We start from the raw sequence: 24,862 nt of genomic DNA, 5'->3' as shown, positions 1-24,862 counted from the left end.
AGGTATTACTCGTCCCGTAGGCTTTTTATAGGATTGTGGGTGTTGGCTCGCAGCACTAGCCCGGCGATAAACAAAAGTAAAACTGTGGATAAACCGATGATTGGGATGATAAATAATAGCGGCTGCAGATCGATCTTTACCGCATAGTTCATCAGCCACCGGTGCATGAAGAAATAGGTAAGAGGAATACTGACACATAAGGCTACCGCAAAAATGACGAAAAATTCCTTGCTGAACAGCAGCACCATATTGCGGAGGTTGGCTCCTAAAACCTTTCGGATTCCAATCTCTTTCAGGCGCAGATTGATAGAAAGCGATGTGAGGCCGATAACGCCGAGCAGAACGATGAGCATCGATATTGCTGTGGCCGTCTGGGCGGCGCGTTTTAGCTGTATTTCGGTGCTATACATAGCTTGGATTGTCTCGTCGATGAACTTGTATTGAAACGGAGCGTCGGGCATCAGCTCTTTCCATCGGCGTTCCAAGGCAGCGACGGCAGGGGCAATGGGACCTGCTTGGAGCCGGATGCTCAGAAAGCGGTACTGCATGCTGGCCTGCACGGGAACCCAAACAACAGCGGGTGATGCGCTGTGCATCGAGTTTGCATAGAAATCTTCGGTGACGCCGGCAATAGTTCCGGTAAACTCGCCATCGAAAAGCTGTATCGATTGCCCGAGGGCTTCATCGACTGTGGCGTAGCCCAGTGTTTGCGCGGCCTTTCTATTAATCACCACTTTGGTGGAAATGGAGGGATCTTCTTGTGTTGCGAAAAACTGCCCTGCCAATAGAGGTATCTCGTAAGTTGCTGCGAAATGCTGATCGGAAGTGATGACCAAGGCGTCGACTCCTTCTTCAGCGCCCACCTTACTAACCGTTTGTATCCCATTGCCAAAGGAATTGGGTATGCCGTAGGAGAGGCTGATATCTTTTACCTGCGCTAGCTGCCTAAGCTCTTGCTGTACCTGCTGGATATTGTGCAAGCCGCTTTCAGACCAATCGCGTGGCACCTGCGCAGTAAGCAAATAATCTTTGTTGTAGCCCAGCTGTCCGTTGATGAATACATCCACTTGCCTAGCGATGATGACCGATGATATGAGCACCAGCACAGCTACGGCAAACTGCAGCAATAGGAGCGATCGTCGGATAAGGTGCTTGCCGCCATATTCGTTCAATTGATTCTTGACCGCACTGACAACCGGATTGCTCGATAATTTCAGTGCTGGATAAATACCTGCTAGAAGGCCAAGAACCACATTGCCCGCGAAGAACAGAACGAAAAAGCGGAAAGGAAGCGCGGATAGGGCAGGAAGGTCTTTCATCATCACAGATGAAAACCAAGGCGCCAGCAGCGGATAGAGTGCCAGTGCAAGCAGACCTGCTATACATACCATCAAGCAGTATTCTGCGAGAAGCTGCACGATAAGCTGTTTACGGCTGCTGCCTAAGATCTTGCGCAGGCCTACTTCCTTCAGCCGCGTGAGGCTTTGGCTGATGCTGAGGTTCACAAAGTTGATAATGGCCATGATGATGAGGAAGGCCGCTGTCAAACTTAATACCAAAAGCAGCTGTCTGATCGCTCCCTGATTGTCGTCTAGGTAGTAGGTCGCAAGGGGCTTCAGCTGTGGCTGCAGGTTCTCGGCAATCTGTTTATCTGCATGCTGTTCCAGTAATTTTTTTATAGGCTGCTGGAGCTGCTCGGGTGTGACGCCCTCTTGAAGCTCGATGAAGCCAGCAATCCATAGGTTCTGCCAGTTGTTTACGTCGCGTCCGAAATATTGCTCACTACTCATGGGCAGGAAAATCGCGGTCTGCATACTGGGCATCAAGCGCATGATAGAATTCTCCGAAGCCTGATGGATTACGGCGGTCACTTCGAAATCACGCTGCTCTCCCGCAAAGTTGCGAATACGCAGTCGCTCACCCACAGCTTCTTTCTTTCCGAAATATTTCATAGCCGCCTGTTCGTCGATGACGACCGAAAAGGGATTGGATAGGGCTGTATTGGCATTGCCCTGTAGCAAGGAAAACCCGTACATGCTGAGTAGGGTGGAATCGCCTAGGGATACGTTTTCTTCAAATACTTCCGTGCCGTTGGAGATGATGCAGGTCAGGCCATCGAGCCGGTAGTAGTTGGCAACGAGCGCTGGATACTCCTCCTTAAGCGCACGCGGCAAGGCGCCGACTGTCGTCAGGTCGAGCCCTATGCCGGGTTGTTTATAACTGCTTTGTAAAGCAAATTGCCTATCCTTGTTTCGTAATCCAGCGTTTACCTGATAGGCCTGCCATATGTAGGCGCTTATCAACAGCACAAAAGCCATGCTGCACAGTAAGCCTACAATGTTGATGCTGCTGTGTACTTTATGCTTGCGCAAATTGCGCCAAGCGATTTTCGTTGTTAGGTATATGCTGGACATGAAGAAATTAAAAAGTCAAAAATAAAAATTAAAAACCTGTAGCTCCGAATCTAAGCAGGCAGTAACTCCCTACTCATCTCTCAAGCTGTCGACTGGATTGCTGGTTGCGGCGCGCAACGTTTGCCAGGCGATGGTTGCAAGCGCGATACCAATTGTCAGTACACCAGCTGCGGCAAACATCCACCAGGTGATTTCGATGCGGTAGGCGTAACTCTGCAGCCAAGCGTTCATCATCCACCAGGCTAGCGGCGACGCGATGATAAAAGCTAGGAGCATCAGCTTGACAAACTCTTTGGATAGTAAAACAACGATCTGCATGACTGAGGAACCCAATACTTTTCGTATTCCGATTTCTTTTACACGTTTGTTGATCATCAGTAGAGCCAATGCAAAAAGGCCGAGGCAGGATATCGCTATGGCTACAACCGCACCGCTGATGACGATCTGGACGAAGCGTTGCTCGTCGCGATACATATTCTGCGTATTCTCATCGAGGTAGGATGCGGCAATGTTAGCCTTTGGATTTACCTTTTTCCAGATTTCCTCTAGCTTGGTCATGCTCTCGCTCAGATTGTCGGTCTTCACGCGCACAAAGATATAAGCAACGGAGAAGATGTTGGGGTTGATGGATAAGGTCAATGGTTCCACCTTTCTGCGTAGATCCTGGTAGTTGAAGTCGTCGATAATGCCGATGATCTGCGGATTTCCATCCATGCTGAGGTTTTTGCCCAATACCTTATCAGCACCGCCCAGCTGCGCCGCCATCTGCTTATTGATGATGACGGTAAGCGTATCGTTGGAGAAGCTGCGGTCGAAGTCTCGCCCTTGCAGGAGCTGGATACCGAGGGTCTTCAGGTAGTCGTAATCTACGCGCATGAAATTGGTGTAGACCTGTCGTCCTTCGAAATCAAAGCCAAAGCGGCTGGTCGACATGGATCCATCGCGGCCACGGCCTAGGTTGAGATCTGATGCGCTGACGCTTTCTACCCAAGGCTGTGCCGCAAGAGCTACGCGCATTTGTTGTACAGCATTTTCATGGTCTATCCCTTCGCCAATGGGGATACTGATCACTTCCGTTTTGTCAAAGCCTAAAGGGCGCTCGGCGATGTAGCGCAATTGGATACCGATAATGATGGTAGCCAAGATTAAGACAATGGCGATTGAAAACTGCAGTACGGTCAAGCTATTGCGCAGCTTGCTGCTTTTGATGGATGCTTTTCCTTTTAATGTTTGTATAATATTGGCTTTTGCAATTCGCCAAGCGGGGTATCCTCCAGATAGCATGGTTAGCAGGAGGAAGGTCAGCAAGAAGAAAACAAGATTTAATGGCGATAGCAACTGGGCGATGGAGAGGCTGTAGTTCATAATCGCATTGTACTGGCCCAGCAACACCCAAGCAAGTCCGATGCCGATTAAGGTAGCCAGCAGACACAGTAAGAAGGATTCTGTCCAAAGTTGTAACATCAGCTGTGCCGTGGTGCCGCCCAACGTTTTCCGTGTGCCTATTTCTCTATTTCTAGCAAAGGAGTTGGCTAAGGATAGGTTGATGAAATTAGAGCAGGCAATGAAAAGGATCAGCCCTGCAATAATCAACAAGATCCATGGAAACAAGGGAGCTGAGCCGTGGCCAACATCGAGATCGTTGCGGTGATACTTGGTTAAAGGCAGCAGGTGGAGGGCTACGTAAGCGCCGTTTTTGTCCACGCCCCAGCCATCGCGCTTGCGCATATTAATCTCATCTTTATAATACAGATCCACAAAAGGCTTTGCTTTTTTGGTAAAGGCCTCGTCGTTTATTGAGCCCGATTTAAGTTTTACAAAAACACTGTGGTCTTCGTGCCCCCAATCGTTGAGATTGGCTTGGTAGTTTGGTTTATGTTCAAAACGCAAAAGCGTGTTGAATGTCAAGCTGGAATTTTTAGATATTTTAGAGAGCACGGCGCTGATGGTCTTTGATCCCCATTTTCCGTTTTGGTAGACCTCGACCTGTTTGCCGATGACGGAGCTACTGCCGAAAAGGTTGCTGGCCGTGGTTTCATCGATCACCAGGTTATCCAGCTCGTTTAAGGCCGATGTGTTTCCCGCTACAAAGGGAAAGCTGAAGATCGATAGGAAGTCGGGGTCAACATATTTGTTGCTTGCTTCCAGTTGCTTGTCCCCGTTTCTTAGGATAATACCGCTGTTCATGTATCGGCTGACATACTCCATCTCTGGAAAGCCGTTTTTTAATACGGGAGCTAAGGGGGAGGATACGGTGGAGCTTCGTTTCGTTCCTTCCTCTGGCTGTGTTTCGGTGTATAGCAAGCCTACCTGCTCGCGGTGCTCGTGGAAATTATCGAAAGACAGCTCGAACATGGCTGTCAGGTAAAGCAAAGTAGAGGCAGCAATGGCCACAGCCAGTCCAAAGATGTGGATTGCACTCAGTGCTTTGGCCTTAATTAGAGACCGCCAAGCAATTTTTATGTAGTTCGTTATCATGTTAAAAATTAAAAAGTCAAAATTAAAAAGTAAAAAATATGCTTTGCTACCGAAGCAGTAACTAACCTTTACGCACTACTCATCTCTTAAGCTATCTACCGGGTTAGCCATGGAAGCGCGTATCGCTTGACCGCTGATGGTAAAGAGGGCGATAAACAAGGAGCTGGCGCCAGCGATGGCAAAAATCCACCATGGAATGGTAATATGATAGGCAAAGTCACTGAGCCATTGATTCATGGCCCACCAGGCCAAGGGAACGGCAATAAATAGAGCGATGATGACCAAGCGCAGAAAGTCGATAGAGAGCAACTTGACGATACTAAAGGTAGATGCGCCCAACACTTTACGCACGCCTATTTCTTTGGTGCGTTGCTGCGCCGTGTAGGTTGCCAAGCCCAACAAGCCTAGACAGGCGATGAAAAGGGCCAAGCCCGAGAACGCGGAGAACAGTCGTCTGAAGCGATAGTCTGCTTCATATTGGCGGTTGAAACTATTGTCAAGAAAGCTGTATAGAAAAGGGCGATGCGGCGCTACGGTGGACCATATGTCGGCCAGTTTAGCGATTGTTTCCGGATTGCTGGCCTGTTGTATCTTCAAGGTTATGAACTTGCTGCTCAACGGTTCTAGGCGTAGGGTCAACGGTTCTATTTTTTGATGGAGCGAGAGGTAGTTGAAGTCTTTCACGACGCCGATGACCTGCCCCTCACGTCCCCATTGTGCGAAACGCTTTCCAATGATCTTTTCTGGATCGGGGTAGCCCCACAGTTTGGCCGCTGCCTCATTGATGACCAGTGAGTTGATGGTGTCGGCGGGGAAGTCCCTAGAATAGGGCCGGCCGGCGGCCATCTGTATACCGAAGTTCGCAATAAAGTCGACATCCACCTCGAATATGGCTTGGTTTAAGGGTTTCATTTCACCGTCGGGCAGCTCGATCTGTGTGCCAGCATTAGGGAAATAAGAGCCCGGGATACTTCGGGAGGCGGAAACGGAGAGGACATCCTTTTGCTGGGCAAAGGTTTGTTTGATGGCATCCAGGTTTTGCAAGACCTGATTGTCGTAGTTAAAATCAATGACTAGCATTTGGGTTTTCTGGAAGCCTAGATCCGTTTGTTGTAGGTGGCGCAGTTGTGAAAAGACAATCAAGGTGCCCGCAATCAACGCGATGGACAAACCGAATTGGAAAACGACCAATCCTTTTCTCAGCCAAGTCCCGCCCATCGCTAAGCCAGATGAACCTTTAAACACTTTGACCGGCTTGAAGTTTGCTAATACAAATGCGGGATAGCTGGCCGCAACCAAGGAGGTGACCAAGACAATACCGATAAAGAGGCTGAAGGTTTGCATTTGGAATAAACTGGACAGCGCAAAGCGTTTGCCGGCAAACATCTCCATAAAAGGCAATGAGCAGATGACGAGTGCCAAGGCCAATAGTGCTGCGAAGACCACGAGCAGGAGCGACTCACTCATAAACTGCACGATCAAGTTTTTTCGGCTGGCGCCCACAACTTTACGTACGCCGACCTCCTTGGCGCGTTCCAGCGAACGGGAGGTAGCGAGGTTCATAAAATTGACGCAGGCGATGCAGAGGATGAAAGCGCCGATGATCGCGAAAATATAGATATTTTGCATGTTTCCCACAGGGCCAGGTTGGCGGTCTGCTTTGGAGTTTAGATAGGCGCCCAGCATGGGTTCGAAGTGAATGCTGTATTTACCATCTTGAGATGCCTGATGGCGCGCAATAAAATCGGGTACCTGTTTCTCCAGTTTGTGGATGTCGTAGCCGTCGGGCAAGAGCAGGTAGGTATAGAAATCTACGTAACCCCATTGCTCGAATACTTCAGCCCAAGATTGCCGAAACGAACTCATGGAGAGTAAGGCATCGAAGGTGAAATGGGAGTTGGAAGGGAGGTCTTTGATGACGGCCGTGACTGTGTATATGCCGGGCGCGGCGCGGCCGCCGGTGACGCCTCCTTCCAAGGTTTGGCCAATAGGATTGCTGTCGGCAAAGTATTTCTTGGCCATAGTCTCGGTCAATACGATAGAGTAAGGTGCGGCCAATGCGGTGTGGGGATTGCCTGCAATACATGTCCAGCTGAACATATCAAAAGCCGTGGAGTCCATACAGAACACGCGTTCTTCCTGAAATGCCTTTTCGCCTTGCTTCAGCAGGATGGATATCTGACCGGAAAACTGCACGACCGTTTGCACCTCTGGAAAATCGGCTTTCAGCGCTGCGCCTACGGGCGCATTACCCCATATCTGCTGTGTTTCCATCCCATTTTTTTCTTTCCAATCGTGCACTACACGATAGATGCGGTCCTTTTTGGTATGATAATGGTCAAAGGAAAGCTCGTCTTGGATGTACAGAACAACCAATAGGCAACATGCCAGCCCTATAGCTAGGCCGAGGATGTTGATCGACGAATATCCATTGTTTTTCAAGAGGTTTCGCCAAGCGATTTTTATGTAGTTCGTGATCATGTTGTAGTATGTAGATTATAGATGTTAGATCGTAGACTTCCGTTCTTGTGTCCACTCTTCGTATTTTTTTATTTTCTATTATTCATCCCTTAAGCTATCTACTGGATTTGCGCGTGCGGCCTTTAAGGCCTGTATGCTGACCGTTAGCAGGGCAATGAGCACCGCTATGAGGCCTGCGGCTACAAATAGCCAAGGATTGATCTCGATGCGGTAGGCGAAGTTATCCAGCCAGTTGTGCATGGCCCACCAAGCCAGGGGCGAGGCGAGAAGTGCGGCCAGGAGCGTTAGCTTCAGAAAGTCTTTGGACAACATCGTCATGATTCGTAAAACGGATGCACCCATGACCTTGCGGATGCCTATTTCCTTGACACGGAGACTGACGGTGTTGACGATCAATCCGAATACGCCCAATGCGGCTAAAAACATGGTCAAGATGCTGAAGGCACGAAACAGTGCTTCTATGCGCTCTTCGGCTTTATATTGCGCCTGTAGTTTATCTTTCATCAGCTCCATATCCAATAATTTATCGGGATAAAGGTCTTTCCAAACGCGAGCGACGTACTGCATGACCTCCTGCTCTTTCCCGTCCTGTACGCGGATAAGCAAGGCACCGTACTGCGGATTGCGGTAACCCACAATAACGGTAGGCACCAGCTGCTTATGCAGGGATTCGCTGTTGAAGTCCTCCACGATGCCAACAGGCACAATCTTTTCTTTACCCATCTCCTGGTCGAGTTGGGCGACATGCAGTCGTTTGGCGGTGCTTGCCGTCAGAACAGCTGGGCGCATAGCGTTCGATTCGTCGTCGTAGTTGTCGGCCTCGATGGCATCCGAGGGGCGTGTTGCTGATAGGAAACGTCCTTCTTTCAATCGCAGACCCAGCGTTTCAGCGAGGTTTGGTTCACCGGCGATGTACCACATCTCCACCTTGTGTCCGGGATTACCGGGGTCTTCCATATATCGTGTCATGTAGCCAGCGCCATCCATGGGGAGCCAGCTGCTGAAGCTATGCGACTGTATATTAGGGTTTGCGTTCAGTGCCTCCTTGAAGGCTGTAGACTTCTCATCAAAGGAGATGTGGTCAATACTAATCAAGCCCTTGCTGTCGAAGCCGGGATCTTTGTCCTTCATGAAATTTATCTGCTTGCTCATGACAAACAGGGCGATAAGGATAACGATGGAAAGGCTGAATTGCACGACGACCAACGCTTCGCGCAGCTTGCTGCGTTTATTTCGTGGTGTTTTCAATAAATTGTTGATGTTGTTGTTCACCGTTTGAAAACTCGATAGAAAGACTGCCGGATACAGCCCCGTGAGTAAGCTGATCAGAAAAACGATAGCCCAAATCGCGCCGAAGTAGCCCAAGTTGTTGGAAAGCGTAAAGGCGATAGGGTGCTCGATGAACTTTTCTGCAAAGGGTAGGGCCAAGGTATACAAGAGTAGGGACAGGACGGTGGACACACCGAAAACAAGCATCGATTCTAACAAAAACTGTCTGATCAACGTAGCCTTGCTTGCGCCAAGTACTTTTCTTACGCCCGTTTCTTTCAGCCTACTGCTGGCTCGCGCGGTACTGAGGTTGACGAAATTGATACAGGCAATCAGCAGGAGCAGGGCCGCCACCGCTATGAAGATGTAGTTTTGCTGCAGGTTTCCTTTATGCACTTGGTAGGCCGGGAAATCCGATCGTAGGTACGCATCCTGGATCGGCTGCAGCTCATAGCGGGTCGGGTTTTTGCTCGTCACGTAATCACGGTACCAGCGGTTTACTTTTTGTTCAAAAGCCTTCGGTTCTGTGCCTGATTTGAGCAAGAGGTAATGCCGGACATACATGCCGTGATCTGCCTTTTCAAGGGCTTTCTCTGTTCGGTCTTTCAGGATCACGATATCCGCCCTGAGGTGTGTGTTTGCCGGCATGTCTTTCATCACGCCAGCGATCAGATAGCGGTTGGCTTTCGATTCGTATCGAGGCAGGTCATAGATTTCCATGCCCAGCGGATCTGTATTTGGAAAATAGGACTTCGCGACATGCTCGGAGATGATAATCTTCTGGACAGGCTTGGTGGGCTGCAGATCCTGCTGTTGAAGCAGTTCGATGTCTAGCAGGTGCTGTACGGCACTGTCCGTATACAAGGCCTTTAGATTGATATGCTGGTTGCTTTCCGGCGTCAATTTCATGTCAATGGGGCTTACATAGAGCTCGCTGTATTCTTCCACTTCGGGGAATGTGCGCTTTAGTTCGGGCGCCAGTCCGGCATAAGCCGCCCCGGTCTTGTCGATTGTTTCGGTGCCGCGTTCCATTACGGACAGTAACCTGAAAATATTTGCCGATCGGCTCCAGTCTTTGTCGTACGAAAACTCATCCAACACGATCGTGGATACCAGTAAGGAGCAGAAAATGCCTAATGCCAATCCCAAGATACTGATGGCTGTATATAGCTTTCCTTGTATCAAAGTACGCAGCGCTATTTTTAAATGATAGATCATACTTTTTTCGTTTAAATCTGTTGCCGTTCGTGTGTTTCTTTTATTCGTTTCGTAAGCTATCCACCGGATTGGCTTTGGCTGCTTTCAGCGCCTGAAAGCCGATCGTGATGAGGGCAATTCCCGTAGCGAATAATCCTGCGGTCAAAAACGACCACCAAGGAATAGCAATTTTATCGTTAAAATTCTGCAACCAGTCGGAGAATATCCACCAGGCAATGGGGCTTGCGATGATTAATGAGAGAAGGATCAACAACAAAAAGTGTGCGGATAGTAATTTCACAATTTTGTATATACTCGCGCCAAGGACTTTCCGCACACCGATTTCTTTTCGACGTTGTTCAGCGGTAAATGCGGCCAACCCGAACAGGCCTATGCAGGCGACTACAATGGTCAGAAGGGATGCCGTCGTAATGATGTTGTTGGTTCTGCTCTCCGCGCTGTAATACTTTTTGATATGGTCGTCCATAAACTGATAGTCAAAAGCAGCCTGTGGTAGTTGCGTTTCAAAGATCTGTTTTACTTGGAGCACATAATCCTCTTTTTTATTGGTATCATAGCGGAGTAACAAATAGCGATATCCTTCGCTAGGGCGATTCATGCGGGAGTAAACGTAACCACCGATCTCACCTTTTAGACTATTAAAATTGAAGTTACGCACCACGCCGCTAATGATGGAGCGATCACTCATCTCGGTGCCGATGTTTTTTCCGACGGCATCGTTTGGATCAGTATACCCTAGGTAGGCAGAAACAACTTCGTTGATCAGGACATAACAGGTTGTGTCGTTGGGATGCAATTGCAACGGCAAATCGGTTCCGGCAAGCAGGTGCAAGCCTAAGGTTGATACGACAGGTCCATTGCTGCTAGAGGTGGCGGTGGGCAGCCCCTCTTGGAGCGCTCCAGGTCGATGGATGTTTTTTCCACTTTCGCCAAAACCGGGGAAAGATTGCAGCGTGGCGCTGCTGACGGTGCCTGCTAGACCTTCTACAGCCTGTTTGATGCTGTTGTATTTGTCCATGGACGGTATAGAGCGTATGGGTACAATCATAATGTTTGTCGGTTGATAGCCTAGATCTTTATTGGCTACATGTTTCATCTGCAGGGAGATAATAATCACGCCGATAATCAAGATGATGGAGCAGGTAAACTGGAAGAGTACCAGTCCTTGACGAAAAATGGGCATACCTTTAGACGATGTAATCTTCTTCATCAACGATAATGAGGGGATGTTTGCCATCAAGGTTGCCGGGTAGGTGCCTCCCAACAGCGTGGTGATGAGCCAAAGAGCGAGGCACAGCCCCACACTTTCTTTACTTAAAAGCTGCGCCGCAGACATATTGGAATCTACCAACGTGTTGAATATTGGCGCGACGACTAACGCTAAGAGGAGGCCGGCGCAGATGGAAAAAAAGGTGATGAATCCGGTTTCCAAGTAGAAGCGTGCCTTGATCTGTTTTGGTCGTGCTCCCAGCACCTTGTTTATGCCCACTTCTTTAGCGTGGCGTTGTGAACGTGCGGTAGCGAGGTTCATGTAGTTTATGCAGGCGATAACGATGATCAGCGCGGCAAGAAGAACGACCATTTTCACACTCGCGATGTTTCCTTGCCGGCTGAGCACGGTATCTTTGAGGTCTGCCGAGTAGAGGTGAACCTGCGCAAGAGGTTGCAAAAAGAACTTCGTGTAGTATTGATTGTCTTTTGGGATATACTTGTCGATCAAGGCGGTGGCTTTAGCTTCGACATCAGTCGGTACGGCCTTTTCATCCAGCAAGCAATAGGTTTGGTAACTGGCATTTGACCAATACACGTCTTTGCCCATCCAGGAATCCATGATATTCAACATGATGGTGGCGTCGAAGGAGCTGTTTGTCGGGAAATCGGCGTAGACGCCGGAGATGTGGACAGTATCACGTTGGTTGATGACCATCGTTTGGTTAAGGGCTGGACTATCGCCAAAGATCTTTCGCTTTTGGGTCTCGGAAATAAGGACGTTACCCGGTTGGGAGAAGGCGCTGCGGCGATTGCCTTCCAAAAACTCTACATCGAACAGATCAAAGAAAGCCGCGTCCGTCAGGACGATGTTTTTTTCGATAAAGGTGTCGTCGTTTGCCTGAAAAGAAGCAAAGCCGGTGAAATCAAGCTTGACCAAGCGCGCAAAAGATTTCACCTCGGGGATATCGGACAGCATAAATGGACCGACGGCGTTGGGTAGGTTGGTCCACTTTTCGAAGTTATACTCTGCGTTGGCTTGCAGGTAAACCCTATGTATATTCGATGCGTTGTGAAAATGTCTGTTGTAGCTCCATTCTTGTCGAGCATAGGAAACCAATAGGATGGCTGCTGCCAAGCTTATCGCTAAACCAACGACATTCAATAGGCTGAAGAAGCGGTTTTTTAAGATGCTGCGCCAAGCGATTTTTATATAGTTCTTTATCATGATACTTCGTATTTAGACCGTAGACGAGGCATTTGCTCTTGAATAATTCGCACCATACTTGTCACCCCCCTGTCGGTTTTTTTAATTTTTAGTTTTTCATTTTTACTTTTCCCTACTCATCCCGCAGGCTATCCACGGGATTGGCTCTTGCGGCTTTAATGGACTGGTAGCTGATGGTAACCATACTGATGAAGACGGCAGTTAACCCTGCTAGGATAAAATAGTACCACTGTATTTCTATCCGGTAGCTATAGTCTTGTAGCCAGGTTTCCATCGCCCACCAGGCCACCGGTGAGGCGATGAGAATTGCAATAAGGACCAGTTTGATGAAATCGATCGATAGCAACGACGTCACTTGGAGGATACTTGCCCCCAACACCTTTCTTACGGCAATCTCTTTCATGCGCGTTTCTGCCATATAGGTGATCAATGCCAATAGCCCAAGACAGGAGATGAAGATGGTCAATCCGGCAAAGAGCATGGATATCGTTCCGATAGACTTCGCTTCCTTAAATTTGTCTTCAAATGATTTATCAATAAAGCTGAACTCGAAGGGGTATTCTGTATTAAATTTATTAAAAATCGTCTCGATCGTTTTTAGATTATCGGATGTATTGTTGTCTGTATTTAGGCGGTAATGTATATTCGAAAACCAAGACTGCGGTCCAAAAACAACCATGGGATAGGGGGAGTCAAAAGGTGACTCGACGATAAAATCTTTGATCACCCCAACCACTGTCCAGTTTTGTCCATCTCCTTGAATAGTCTGCCCGATGGGGTTTTCTAAACGCATCTTTTGGACGGCAGTTTCTGTTAGCAACATCGCATTACTATCGGTCGCATACTTATATATATTAATATCCCGACCGTCAACAAGGGTAAACCCTAGCGTTTTTACCGCGTCGGCATCTGTACTAAAGCGATTGAAAGATATCCTTTTATCGCTTTCTGCGCTTCCCTCCCAACTAAATCCCCATCCGTTACTGTAGCGGCTAGTGACGGGAGACATGTTCTTAGATACCGAGGTTACGGCATTGCTGGCCAGTAGTTCTTGGCGAAGACTTTCGTAGTTTTTGTATAAATCGCCAGAGAACTTCGTCGTTACGAGTCCGTTTACGTTATAGCCTCGGTCTCTGTCTTTGGTATGCTGGATTTGCTGGAAGACGATAATCGTCGATATCGTCAGGATAATGGCAAGGCTAAATTGAATGATTACCAAGAGCGACCTGATGTTAAGCCCTTTGCTGTAAGCCATCATTTTTCCCTTCAAGGTATGAAGAGGCTTGAAAGAAGACAGGAAGAATGCGGGATAGCTACCGGCTACGATTCCTGTTAGTAAGCTGAAGATGGTTAAAAACAACCAATTATATCCAGAAAGGAGAGCGATGGTGAGGTTTTTCTCGACGAGATTGTTAAAAAACGGAAGAGCGATAACCACCAAACTGACAGCAAGTACCGCAGCACAAAAGCTGATTAATACGCTTTCAATGATGAACTGCAGGATCAAGCTTTTGCGTGTCGCTCCAACAACTTTTCGAACCCCAACCTCTTTTGCTCTTCGCTCGGATCTTGCGGTGCTTAAGTTCATGAAATTTATACAAGCGACGAGCAGGATGAATACACCAATCCAACTAAAAAGATGTACGAGTCGAATGCGGCCTGTTGTGTAGTTGCCTTGCTCGCTTACGTCATATAAATAGGTGTCTTTGTAAGGGAATGCAAATAATTCATTTGTGGATTTGATATCGTTATCACCTACATTGATATGGTTTTGACTAAATAGGCGAATGTTGTTGTTGAAATGACTTAATGTCGTTCCTTCTGTTAGCAACACATAGGTGTACGTGGAATTGTTAGACCAGTTTTCATCAACGTAGCCCATTTTTTTTGCGAGATCCCAAGATACGAGGTAGTCGAATTGCAGACTGCTGACGCTGGAGGGATCTTTTATTACAGCCTTTACTAAAACAGGATGTGTCGACTCTATTTCCAGCGATTTTCCTAGGGGATCTTCATCGCCGAAAAGTGCCTGCGCATATTTTTCTGTAAGGACTACGGAATTGGCATCTGCCAGTGGGTTGACCTTATCGCCTCGAAGCAGTTCGTAGCTGAACATGTTAAAAAAGCCGGGATCCACGAAAGCGACTTTTGAAACGAGTTTCTTCTCCTTGTTTGTTGTAAGAAACTCGTGTCCTTGGTCGATGCGCGTAAAACTTTCAATTTCTGGAAAGTCATTCTTTAACGTTGGTCCCATGATTTTTGGGGTATTCAACCAAGCTTGGAGCTCGCCTTGATAGGTGTCTCGGTTACTGATGATATACAATCGATCACTTTTTGCGTGGAAGCGATCCATAGAAAGCATATTTTGCAGCCAAAGTGCAATGAGCAATGCGCCAGCCATCCCGATGGCTAATCCTAAAATGTTGATGATAGAGAATGATTTACTCTTTCGTAAATTGCGCCAAGCTATTTTTAAATAGTTCTTTATCATTTTTCTAGTATTTAGATGATAGTACTTAGACCGTAGACGAGGCATTTGCTTTTGACTAATTCGCACCATGCTTTTCACCCCCTGTCGGTTTTTTTAATTTTCCCTACTCATTCCGTAAGCTGTCCACCGGGTTTGCGCGTGCAGCTTTTATCGATTGAAAACTAACGGTTAGTATTGTGATCAATAGCGCTGTTGCAGCCGCCGTAATAAATATCTCTGGACCGATCTTAATGCGGTACGTAAATTTTGTCAGGTAGTTATCCATCATCCAAAAAGCAATTGGAAAGGCGATTATGCAGGCTAGGCTAACGAGCAATAAAAACTCTCCGGATAGCAAACGCGTCAGTGAAAACACCGAAGCCCCTAAAACTTTGCGGATACCGATCTCCTTGATGCGATTTTCGGCCATATAGGCTGAAAGGCCGAAGAGCCCTAAACAGGAAATAAAAATGGTGAGCCCAGCAAATAAGCTGGCTAGCTTCCCTGTTTTCTGAGACTCATCAAATTTCTTAGCATATTCCTCATCAATAAAGCTGTACTCGAAAGGATAGTCTGGGTTGAATGTTTTAAAGACCTGCTCCGTTCTTTCTAGCGCCTCTTTGGTGGACAAGCTAGGGTTAAATTTGATGTGCATGGTCTGCATGCCAAATCCATTTGCTCCTTCGAAAACTAAGGGCATGACAGGATCAAAAGGAGACTCTTGAATGAAATCTTTGATCACGCCAATAATGTGGAACTTAGAACCGCCATCCATAATATAGCTTCCTACAGGATCTTTCAATCCCATGATCTGTATAGCCGATTCATTTAAAATCGCCGCATTAGAATCTGTCGGAAATTTGTTGAGGTCGAAGTCACGGCCCTCAACTAAAGTAAAGCCGGCGGTTTGCACCAGCTTGTCATCTGCCGTTTGTCTGTTAAACTGCAGCATACTCTTGGGATCTTTTCCCTCCCATGTAAAACCGTTCCATCCACTCCAACGCTCGGTGAGGGGCGACATGGTGCGCGTGACCGATGCGGCAATCTGCTGCTCCATCAAAGCCTGCTTGATAAGGTGAATGTTTTTGGAGATGTCGCCTTTTTCGGGAATGTATACGAGATTATCCTTTTGGTATCCGCTTTCGCGATCTTGCCCGTGTTGAATCTGTTGTCGGATAGCCAAGGTGCTAATGATCATAATGATGGCTATCACAAACTGAAACACGACCAAGATCTTTCGGGCGCTTATCTTGCCTTGTATCTGTTGGAACTTCTCTTTCAACACTTTTATAGGGCGGAATGAAGAAAGAAAAAAAGCGGGATAACTTCCTGCTAACAATCCCGTCAATACAATAAAGGCACCGAATAACGACCAAAATTTCCAAGAAGAAAAATCGATGGATAGTTTTCTATCTACCAGTTGGCTGAAGGCCGGCAAAGCAAGCAGCAGCAACAATATGGCAAAGATGCCAGCAAGAATTGTCAGCAAAAAAGATTCTGTCAGAAATTGCGCTACAAGTGTGTGTTTTTGGGCGCCGATAACTTTGCGTACACCGACCTCTTTAGCACGTCTTTCGGATTGCGCTGTACTTAGGTTCATAAAATTTATGCAGGCAATCAGCAGGATAAATCCGGCGATGATGGTAAATACCCGCACCATCTCTATGCGGCCGCCTACAGCTTTTCCATTTTCGAATTTGCTGTATAGATACTTCTCTGACAAAGGCTGTAGAAAGCTTTCAGATCGTAAATCTGCGGAATGCCGTTGTAGGATCTTTTGCATCTTTTGCTGCACGGCGGGAAGATCCGCTTGTGGCTCCAGTTCGACGAAAGCGAGTACCGAACTATTGCCCCAATTTTCATCGGCGTAGCCTAGTTTTTCCATGCAGGTCCAAGGAAGGAGGTACTCCCAAGAGGCAAAGCGGCTATTGCTTGGAACAGGTTTAATAACCCCACTGACCGTAAGAACTTCATTGCGATCTAAAGCAAGATTTCTGCCGATGACATCTGTGGTTCCATAGAGCTTTCTTGCCAGATCTTCTGATAGAACGATACTCGACGGATCGATCAACGCTGTTTTCGGATCTCCAGACAGAAGAGGCAGTCCGAACATTTCTAAGAAAGTGGAATCGACAAAGGCAGCATCGCGCGTAGTCAGTTTCTTGGTGTCTACGGTAAACAAGAATCCATTGATTCGTGACACACGGGTGCTGTTCGTTACTTCAGGAAACTCATCTTTGATAACCGGAGCTAATGGTTTTGGCGTCGAGAAAAAGACTGATATTTCATTGTCTAGTGGCTCTCGCGTACCCACAGCATATAAGCGATCTGTATTCGGATAAAACCGATCGAAGTTTACCTCACTGCTAATCCAAAGGAAAATAAGCATAGCCGCAGCCATACCGATGGCAAGTCCCAATATGTTGATGGCTGTAAAGCCCTTGTTCTTACGAAGGCTTCTCCAAGCGATTTTAAAATAGTTCCTTACCATTTTTATAGTATTTAGATGATAGTACTTAGACCGTAGACGAAACCTTTGCTTTTAATGTCTTAGTCACGTGTTTATTACCGCTGTCGGTTTTTTTAATTTTTACTTTTGCTTTTTTACTTTTCCCTACTCATCCCGCAGGCTATCCACTGGATTTGCACGTGCAGCAAGAACCGTTTTCGATAGGAGTACAGCTGTTGCAACAAGGAGTAAGCCGATAGCCGATACGGCAAATATCCACCAGTTGATTGTCGTTCGGTAAGCAAAGTCCTGCAACCATTTGTTGACTAAATACCAAGCGATCGGAAATGCAATCAGGCAGGCTATAGCCACTAAGGAGATCAGGTTTTTGAGCAGCAGGACGACAATTTGTGCGGCTGTAGCACCCAATACTTTACGTATACCAATTTCTTTGGATCGCTGGTTGGCCGTGAATATGGCTAAACCAAATAGGCCTAAACCGGCAATGACGATAGACAAGCTCACGGCCCATCGCAATAGTTTGGACAGTTGCTGTTCTTTCATGTAGAAGCCTGCAATAGTTTCGTCGAGAAACTGGTATTCAAAGGCATCCTCAGGGAACAGTGCGCTGTATTCCTTGGATATCTTATCGATGGCTGTTTTCCAGTTTTCGGGATGTTGCTGATCTAGGGCAATATGCATAACATACCCTCTATTATCCCCCCAATAAATGAGTGGTCGTACTTCGTGATGGGCAGAGGCCACATCAAAATCCTTCATAACGCCCACGACAGTTAATTCGCCATTGTTTAGGGATAGTCCCAAGGCCTCTTGCGGCGACTTCAGGTGAAGCAACGGGAGTGCTTTTTCGTTGATCATGGCCTCGGTGATGGAGTCACGAAGTTCGATGTTGCGCCCTGCCACGAGCGGAATATTGTACACCTCGAGATAATGCTCGTCGCCCGTTCTAGAGTCTAAGGTCACGAGTTTGTTGTCCTGTTCGCTGCCGGTGTTTATGGTGGTGTTCATCCATCCGGAGAAGGCCGGTGATTGGTTACCAAAGCTTAATGCCTTGATTTCGGGCATGGCCTTGAGCTTATTTTTTAGCAATTTTCCTTTGTCCGAGTTTCCGTACGAACCCGGGATATAGAAGTTGATAATGGCTTCCTTCCGAAAACCCATGTCTTTGTGTGTAGCAAACTGTATCTGCTTGGTGACGGCAATGACGGCGATAAGAAATACTTGGGCCAGCACAAACTGGAATACGGTCAATGTCTTGCGAATACCGCTGCTTCTGGAAAGGTTACTGTTTTTAAATAGCTGATTTTTGAGCGCCAATACAGGAGCATAGCCCGTAAGAACCCAAGCAGGATAGAATCCGGCAACTAAGGTTACAACGATAAGCTGGCCGAAAAGGAAAAGCGCGATACTGCCCGTCGGCAAATTTTGCCAAGTAAGTCCTTTTGGGATAAAACCGGCAAAGGTTTGTAGCAGGATGGGAAGTAAAATAATGGATAGCAGGGTCGCAACGAAAGCCACGATGCATGTTTCGGTGAGAAACTGTAGCACGAGCTTTCGCTTGGAGCTGCCCAAGGTTTTGCGAATACCGATCTCTTTGGCCCGTTCGATAGATTGGGCCGTAGAAAGGTTGACAAAGTTGATGATGCCTAGAGAAAGGAGGAACAGCGCCAGTATAAGCAGGTTGCGTAAGGTATCCGGCTTGATGGCACCGTAGTTGAACTCCGTGTTGAAGTGTACATCTGCAAGGGGCTGCAGTTTGAACTTGTCTTTCCAACCATCGATGTCTATCTTTTTGTGCTTGGCCAATAGTCCGAGGAGCTCTTTTTCCATATTTTCGATGGAGGTGCCCGCTTTGATCTTTAGCAGGCATTGGTAGGCATCGGAGTAATTGCTCCATGCGTCCCAATTAAATTGTTCTTTGAGGCTTGCGGACAGCGGTATTGTTGCAACAGCGACAAAGCTGGTGAACTTGAAATCGGAGTTGTAGGACATCTCCTTGACAACTCCAGCAATCTCCAGCGTGACAGAATCGCCCAAGACAAACGTTTTGCCGATGGCTTCTGCGGGGGACACATTCGGGAAATAGCGTTGCAGATCTTTGTCGGTCAGTACGGCCATGCTCTGCTGATCGAGTGCTGCTGCCGATCCGGCCAGCCATGTGTGCGGATAGAATGCAAAGTATTGGCTATTGGTGAAGACGAAGCCCTGCTGTTTGGTTAACACCTGCTGCTCTTTGCTGCCGGGAGAGGAGGCCTTTATTTTCGCGTTCTGTATCTTGTAAAGCGGAAGCACGGACTCGATGGCTGTCAGTTCGGTTTCTAGCATACGTACCAAGGGAACCAAGGTGCCCGAATTCTTAAAATCGCCATCACTCACCAAACGGTACACGCGATCTCGGTCGGTGACCTTCTTGTCAAAGTTCAAGTCGTACTGGATCAGCAAAAAGATAACCAAAGTGGCGCTGATGCCAATTGCTAAGCTGAGTATATTGATGCCCGTAATCACTTTGTTTTTCAAGGTGTATCGGACTGCTGTTTTAAAAAAATTCCTTACCATAGTACTTCGTATTTAGATAATAGTAGTTTGATCGTAGACGACACATTTGTTTTTAACTTCAGCACTACTATGCGTATCACCCATGTCGGCTTTTTTAATTTTTACTTTTTTCCTACTCACTACGCAAACTATCTACGGGATTGGCCATTGCTGCGCGAAGCGCCTGTCCGCTGACCGTTAATACGGTAATCAGCACCGCTGCAAGTCCTGCCCAGACAAACATCCACCAAGCCAGGTCAATGCGATAGGTGAAGTCGGCCAGCCAATTGTTCATTGCCCACCAAGCAATTGGGGCAGCGATAACAAGCGCGAGCAACACCAGCTTTACAAAATCCTTAGATAGCATCATAACAATACCCGGTACCGAAGCTCCGAGAACCTTCCGTATACCAATTTCTTTGATCCTTGTCTCGGCAATAAAGGCGATAAGCCCCAACAGTCCCAAACAAGAAATAGCAATGGCTAAGGCCGAAAATATGAACGTGAGTTGCCCTGTTTGCTGTTGATCGTTAAACTTCTCGGCAAACCGCTGATCCACAAATTTGTAGTCGAATGGATAGGCCGGGTTGAACTTTTTCAACACGTTTTCTATAGTCGTCAAACTATTTTTTACACCAGCTTGCGCATTGATCTTAACAAGCATGTTAGACATATAATGCTGTGATGTATAAATCAACATCGGACGAACCTGTTCATAAGGAGAACCGATGATGAAATCTTCAATCACGCCGACCACGGTGTAGGTGTCGTCGCCCCATTTGATAGACTGACCTACCGGATTTTTTAGCCCCATGGCTTGAATCGCGGCTTGGTTAAGTAATACGGAGGCACTATCAGCTGGAAGACGGATATAATCGAGGTCTCGACCGTCAATCAAGTTTAAGCCGAGTGTCTTGACGAGATTGTCTTCGGCGCGATACAATCTAAAAAACGTGTTCGCAGTTTGTTCTGGTGTAGCTCCTTGCCAAGAAAAGTTACCACCGGAAGACGATCCATCGATTGTGATAGACCAACCGGTGCGCGCTACGGAGGCTATCGATCGGTTTTGCAACAAAGCCGACCGTATGGCCTGATAATGTGATGGTGCTTCCCCTTCCAATGGAATTTCGAGGAGCTGCGCCTTTTCATACCCGATATTCCGTTCTTGCGTATGTTGTATCTGTGTGCGAATAACGATGCTCGAGATGATGAGTACAATCGCAATGCAAAACTGTAGCACCACCAGTACTTCCCGAAAGCTAAAGCCCGCTTTCTTCGATAGGGTTCCGCCTTTTAGTGTCTTGCTTACGGCAAAGCCAGAAAGGAAAAAAGCAGGATACAGGCCGGCAAGCACACCTGTTAATACGGTAAAAGCGACGAATGTCGACCAAATGATGAGGTTGCCTGCTTCAAAACGTACATCAAAAGGCAGCAGCGATCCGAAGAGAGGCGGCATAATACATACCAGCAAGAGGGCAATAAGGCCAGCGAGGGTAGACAGCAAGACCGATTCTAAGAGAAACTGCTTGACTAAAGTGGATCTGCTGGCACCAATTACTTTTCTAACGCCCACCTCTTTTGCGCGTTTCTGTCCGCGTGCGGTACTCAGGTTGACGAAGTTGATGGCCGCTATGGCGAGGATCAGAACACCGATAATAGCTACTAAGCGTACTTCGTCAATCTTTCCGCCAACAGCTTTTCCTTGTTCAAACCGGGTGTACAAATATTGTTTTGCCATGGGGTATAGAAAAGCTTGACTGCGTGCAGATTCTTTCGAATTTTTGGCGATCAGGTCTTCTATTTTTTTGTTGAAGGTTTGGACATTTGTACCACTTTTTAGCCGCACAAAGGTGTAGTAGGTATTCGTGCGCCAATTGGTACCATAGGTATCTGTGTTGGCTAAGGGGATGAGGTACGAAAAATTAAAATCCGTATAGGAGGGAAGATCGTCGAGTACGGAGGTAACTGTGTAGGGGTGATTATTGTCCAGTACGATAACTTTATCGATGGGGTCTTCGCTGCCAAATAGACTTTTAGCCAAGCTTTTGGTTAGCACGATCTGATGCTTCCCGGCTAACGCATCTGCACCCGCTCCGCTAAGAACAGGAAAATTAAAGATGTTCAAAAAAGAGGGATCGACTTCATTTCCCTGAGATTTGACAGATTTGTCCTTAAAAGCCAGCAATGCATCCGACGACCAGTACATCCGTGCCGCGGATTCTACTTCGGGGTATTCTTGCGTGAAATAGGGCGCAATCGGTGCCGAGGTGATATCACCCACGTAGATTTCGTTATCAGCACCGGTAGTCTTCAGGCGTACCTTATACAGGTCATCCTGATGACTGTAAAAATTGTCATACCGAAATTGATGCTGTATCCACAGCGCAATGAGGAATACTGCAGCTAGGCCAACGGCCAAGCCGAGAATATTAATAAAGGAATAACTCTTGTTTTTCCACAAATTACGCAAAGCCGTTTTTAAATAATTCCTTACCATAGTACTTCGTATTTAGATAATAGTAGTTAGATCGTAGACGAGACATTTGCTTTTAGGCGCTTCGCACCATGCTTGTCACCCCCTGTCGGTTTTTTTACTTTTTACTTTTGAATTTTTACTTTTTATCACTCATCACGTAAACTATCTACGGGATTCATCCGCGCTGTTCGTAGGGCATGGTAGCAGATGGTGCCCATAGCTATGAGCAGGCTGATGCCGCCGGTCAATGCAAATACCCACCACTCCACCTCGATGCGGTAGTTAAAATCTTGTAACCAGCTCTGCATGGCCCACCACGCGATAGGTGTGGCAATAAGCAAAGCCAGTAATATCAGTTTTAGGAATCCAAAGGATAGCAGCTGGATAATGCGCGATACACTTGCCCCTAACACTTTGCGTACCCCGATTTCCTTGGTGCGCTGTGCCGTGGTATAGGCTGCTAGACCGAAAAGTCCTAAGCAGGCGATAAATATCGTAATGATGGCGAAGGCTGTGAAGATGCCTTGAGTACGCTGTACATCGTTGTATAGCGAGGCAAAACCTTCGTCCAAGAAGCTGTACTGTATCTGTTGCTGTGGCAAAAATTTAGTCCAAATGTTGCTGATATCCCGTATGGTTTGCGTGGCATCGGCTGCTTTGATCTTAACGGATATAAGGGAGTTGCTACCGCCAATAACCATACAAAGGGGATCTAAGCCCTCTTCGCGGAGGGAGCCGAAGATGAAATCTTCAACCACACCAATGATGGTGTAGCTGTTGCCGTTAGTAATCCGTGCACCTATAGGATCTTTGATGCCCAGTTCGTTGACCATGCGCTGGTTCACAATCACGGCCGCCGAATCGGATGCGATATCCATATTGAAGTTTCGCCCAGCAACCAGATGAAGCCCAAATGTGCTGATGTAGTCTTTATCGACTATCCAGAATTGTCCTCCTTTGCTAGTTTCCACTTGTTGCGTGCCTTCGAGATTAAAGGTATTCCCATTGCGCTTGGATCCGTCGATATTCACCGGCAGGTAATCACTAATGGCAACACTTTGTATGCTGGGGATATTGCTGAGTTCATCTTTAAAAACCTTCGCCTGATTGCCTAAGGTCCTTGTTCCATGTAAAACCAAGACTTGGTCTTTGTTGAAGCCAATATCTTTGTTCAGGATGAAATTGAGCTGTTGGTTGATTATGAGCGTGCCTATAATCAAGATAATGGAGGTGGCAAATTGAAAGATGACCAATCCGTTACGGAAGATGGAGCTTCCGCTTCTTGGAGATACGTTGCCTTTGAGCACCGCGATGGGCTTGAAGCTGGAGAGTACGAAGGCGGGATAGATGCCCGAAAGCAACCCTAGGCCTGCTGCTGCAAATAAGGCTGTGGGCAGAAAGTACCAGCTATTCCAAGGAATGTGTAAGGTTTTATCAGCTAGGTTGTTGAATAGGGGCAACAGCAGAAAGCTGATGGCGATACCTAGAAACACCGAGATGAGGCTATAAAGCAAAGATTCGGTGATAAACTGTTTGATCAGCGCCTTTTTGCTAGATCCGATGGTTTTCCGTACACCTACTTCTTTGGCGCGGCTGCTTGCATTTGCGGTAGATAGGTTGATGAAGTTAATCACTGCAATAAGTAGGATAAAGCTGGCGATGCCCGCAAAGATCCATACCACTTTGATGTCGCCTCGCTGCTGGGTCTCGATCTTGTAATCGTTTATATCGGTCGAATAGAGGTGTATTTTCTCGAGCGGCTGTAGTACGAGCCGTGCGGAATTTAATACCGGATTTACTTGCATGCCGGCCTGCCGGATAGCTGGAATGTAATGGTCGCTGATATATGATTTTGTGAGCTGTTTGGCAAGCAGCTCGGTATCTGTTCCTTTCTTGACCTTGATGTAGGTGGCATAATTGCTGGCGACCCAATTTTGCTGTTCACCCGGGTAGAAGTCTATACCCGATAGGGTCATAAAGAAGTTGAAACCGTAGAGGTGGGAGTTGCTCGGCACATCTTCGATTACGGCATTGACCTTATAGGGCTTGTCTTTATCGTTATTTAGGTAGATGATTTTACCAATAGGGTCTCCTTTGAAATACTTCTCGGCTTTGCTTTTGGTGATCACGATGCTGTTGGGCTCGTCAAGTGCCCGAGGTAGGGAACCAAACACGGTGGCTAGCGGCAGCATGTCTAACAGCGACTGATCGACGTAGGTGAATCCATTATCGGAGAAATTTTCCGGATTTTCATTCGTAGATAACTGATTGCTCCCCGCGCCAAACAAGGGGTTGGAAAGCATCCGTCCCGTCGACTCCACTGCAGGAAATTCTGCTTGGAAGGTCGGTCCGGTAGGTGCCGGCATGGAGATACCCTTGCGGATGATATTGTCTTGCTTGGCTACGCCCACCAAACGGAATACTTGATCTGCCTCAGGATAAAATTTATCGTAGCTAAGCTCATGCTGCACGAACAACGCAATAAGCAGGGAAACAGCAATTCCAAAAGCAAAGCCTCCGATTTTAATGGTAGAGAAAAGCCGCTGGCTACGCAGGTTTCTCCAAGCTATTTTGATGTCGTTCTGTAACATTTTCTAGTATTTAGATTATAGAT

General features: G+C 47.2%; 10 protein-coding genes. All 10 read right to left on the bottom strand.

Going from position 1 to position 24,862, the window contains the following annotated elements; genetic code table 11:
• Positions 1-5 precede the first annotated feature (5 nt).
• The 10 genes from SCB77_RS07475 to SCB77_RS07430 all read right to left on the bottom strand — a co-directional run bounded on the left by SCB77_RS07475 (position 6) and on the right by SCB77_RS07430 (position 24,839).
• Complete coding sequence (locus tag SCB77_RS07475; RefSeq protein WP_320185804.1) at positions 6-2,414, bottom strand: ABC transporter permease; 2,409 nt, start codon at positions 2,412-2,414, stop codon at positions 6-8.
• A gap of 69 nt (positions 2,415-2,483) precedes the next feature.
• Positions 2,484-4,892 carry an ABC transporter permease gene (locus SCB77_RS07470; RefSeq protein ID WP_320185803.1) on the bottom strand — a complete coding sequence of 803 codons (2,409 nt, stop codon included), beginning with the start codon at positions 4,890-4,892 and terminating at the stop codon, positions 2,484-2,486.
• 75 nt (positions 4,893-4,967) lie between these two features.
• Positions 4,968-7,373: an ABC transporter permease gene (locus tag SCB77_RS07465; protein ID WP_320185802.1), complete on the bottom strand. Its 2,406-nt coding sequence runs from the start codon at positions 7,371-7,373 to the stop codon at positions 4,968-4,970.
• Positions 7,374-7,451: 78 nt separating this feature from the next.
• A complete protein-coding gene (locus SCB77_RS07460) occupies positions 7,452-9,860 on the bottom strand; it encodes an ABC transporter permease (protein WP_320185801.1) in 2,409 nt (802 codons plus the stop codon).
• A 40-nt stretch (positions 9,861-9,900) separates the two neighbouring features.
• Complete coding sequence (locus SCB77_RS07455; RefSeq protein WP_320185800.1) at positions 9,901-12,297, bottom strand: ABC transporter permease; 2,397 nt, start codon at positions 12,295-12,297, stop codon at positions 9,901-9,903.
• A gap of 112 nt (positions 12,298-12,409) precedes the next feature.
• Positions 12,410-14,788, bottom strand: coding sequence for an ABC transporter permease (locus SCB77_RS07450; RefSeq protein WP_320185799.1), 2,379 nt, complete (start codon positions 14,786-14,788; stop codon positions 12,410-12,412).
• 103 nt (positions 14,789-14,891) lie between these two features.
• The gene (locus SCB77_RS07445; RefSeq protein WP_320185798.1) at positions 14,892-17,258 is read right to left on the bottom strand and encodes an ABC transporter permease; all 2,367 of its coding nucleotides are present in this window, start codon (positions 17,256-17,258) and stop codon (positions 14,892-14,894) included.
• A gap of 123 nt (positions 17,259-17,381) precedes the next feature.
• Positions 17,382-19,793, bottom strand: coding sequence for an ABC transporter permease (locus SCB77_RS07440; RefSeq protein WP_320185797.1), 2,412 nt, complete (start codon positions 19,791-19,793; stop codon positions 17,382-17,384).
• A 112-nt stretch (positions 19,794-19,905) separates the two neighbouring features.
• Positions 19,906-22,269, bottom strand: a complete 2,364-nt coding sequence (locus tag SCB77_RS07435) for an ABC transporter permease (RefSeq protein ID WP_320185796.1) — start codon at positions 22,267-22,269, stop codon at positions 19,906-19,908.
• Between the two features lie 125 nt (positions 22,270-22,394).
• Entirely contained in the window at positions 22,395-24,839 is a 2,445-nt protein-coding gene (locus SCB77_RS07430) for an FtsX-like permease family protein (protein WP_320185795.1), read from the bottom strand.
• Between the last annotated feature and the right edge of the window lie 23 nt (positions 24,840-24,862).

This window comes from Sphingobacterium bambusae, from assembly GCF_033955345.1.
In the GTDB taxonomy this organism is placed as follows: domain Bacteria; phylum Bacteroidota; class Bacteroidia; order Sphingobacteriales; family Sphingobacteriaceae; genus Sphingobacterium; species Sphingobacterium bambusae.
This window is presented reverse-complemented; position numbering and strand designations above follow the sequence as displayed.

Coding starts and splice junctions, on each gene's coding strand:
- SCB77_RS07475 (WP_320185804.1), bottom strand. CDS start 2,414: ATGTCCAGCATATACCTAACAACGAAAATCGCTTGGCGCAATTTGCGC.
- SCB77_RS07470 (WP_320185803.1), bottom strand. CDS start 4,892: ATGATAACGAACTACATAAAAATTGCTTGGCGGTCTCTAATTAAGGCC.
- SCB77_RS07465 (WP_320185802.1), bottom strand. CDS start 7,373: ATGATCACGAACTACATAAAAATCGCTTGGCGAAACCTCTTGAAAAAC.
- SCB77_RS07460 (WP_320185801.1), bottom strand. CDS start 9,860: ATGATCTATCATTTAAAAATAGCGCTGCGTACTTTGATACAAGGAAAG.
- SCB77_RS07455 (WP_320185800.1), bottom strand. CDS start 12,297: ATGATAAAGAACTATATAAAAATCGCTTGGCGCAGCATCTTAAAAAAC.
- SCB77_RS07450 (WP_320185799.1), bottom strand. CDS start 14,788: ATGATAAAGAACTATTTAAAAATAGCTTGGCGCAATTTACGAAAGAGT.
- SCB77_RS07445 (WP_320185798.1), bottom strand. CDS start 17,258: ATGGTAAGGAACTATTTTAAAATCGCTTGGAGAAGCCTTCGTAAGAAC.
- SCB77_RS07440 (WP_320185797.1), bottom strand. CDS start 19,793: ATGGTAAGGAATTTTTTTAAAACAGCAGTCCGATACACCTTGAAAAAC.
- SCB77_RS07435 (WP_320185796.1), bottom strand. CDS start 22,269: ATGGTAAGGAATTATTTAAAAACGGCTTTGCGTAATTTGTGGAAAAAC.
- SCB77_RS07430 (WP_320185795.1), bottom strand. CDS start 24,839: ATGTTACAGAACGACATCAAAATAGCTTGGAGAAACCTGCGTAGCCAG.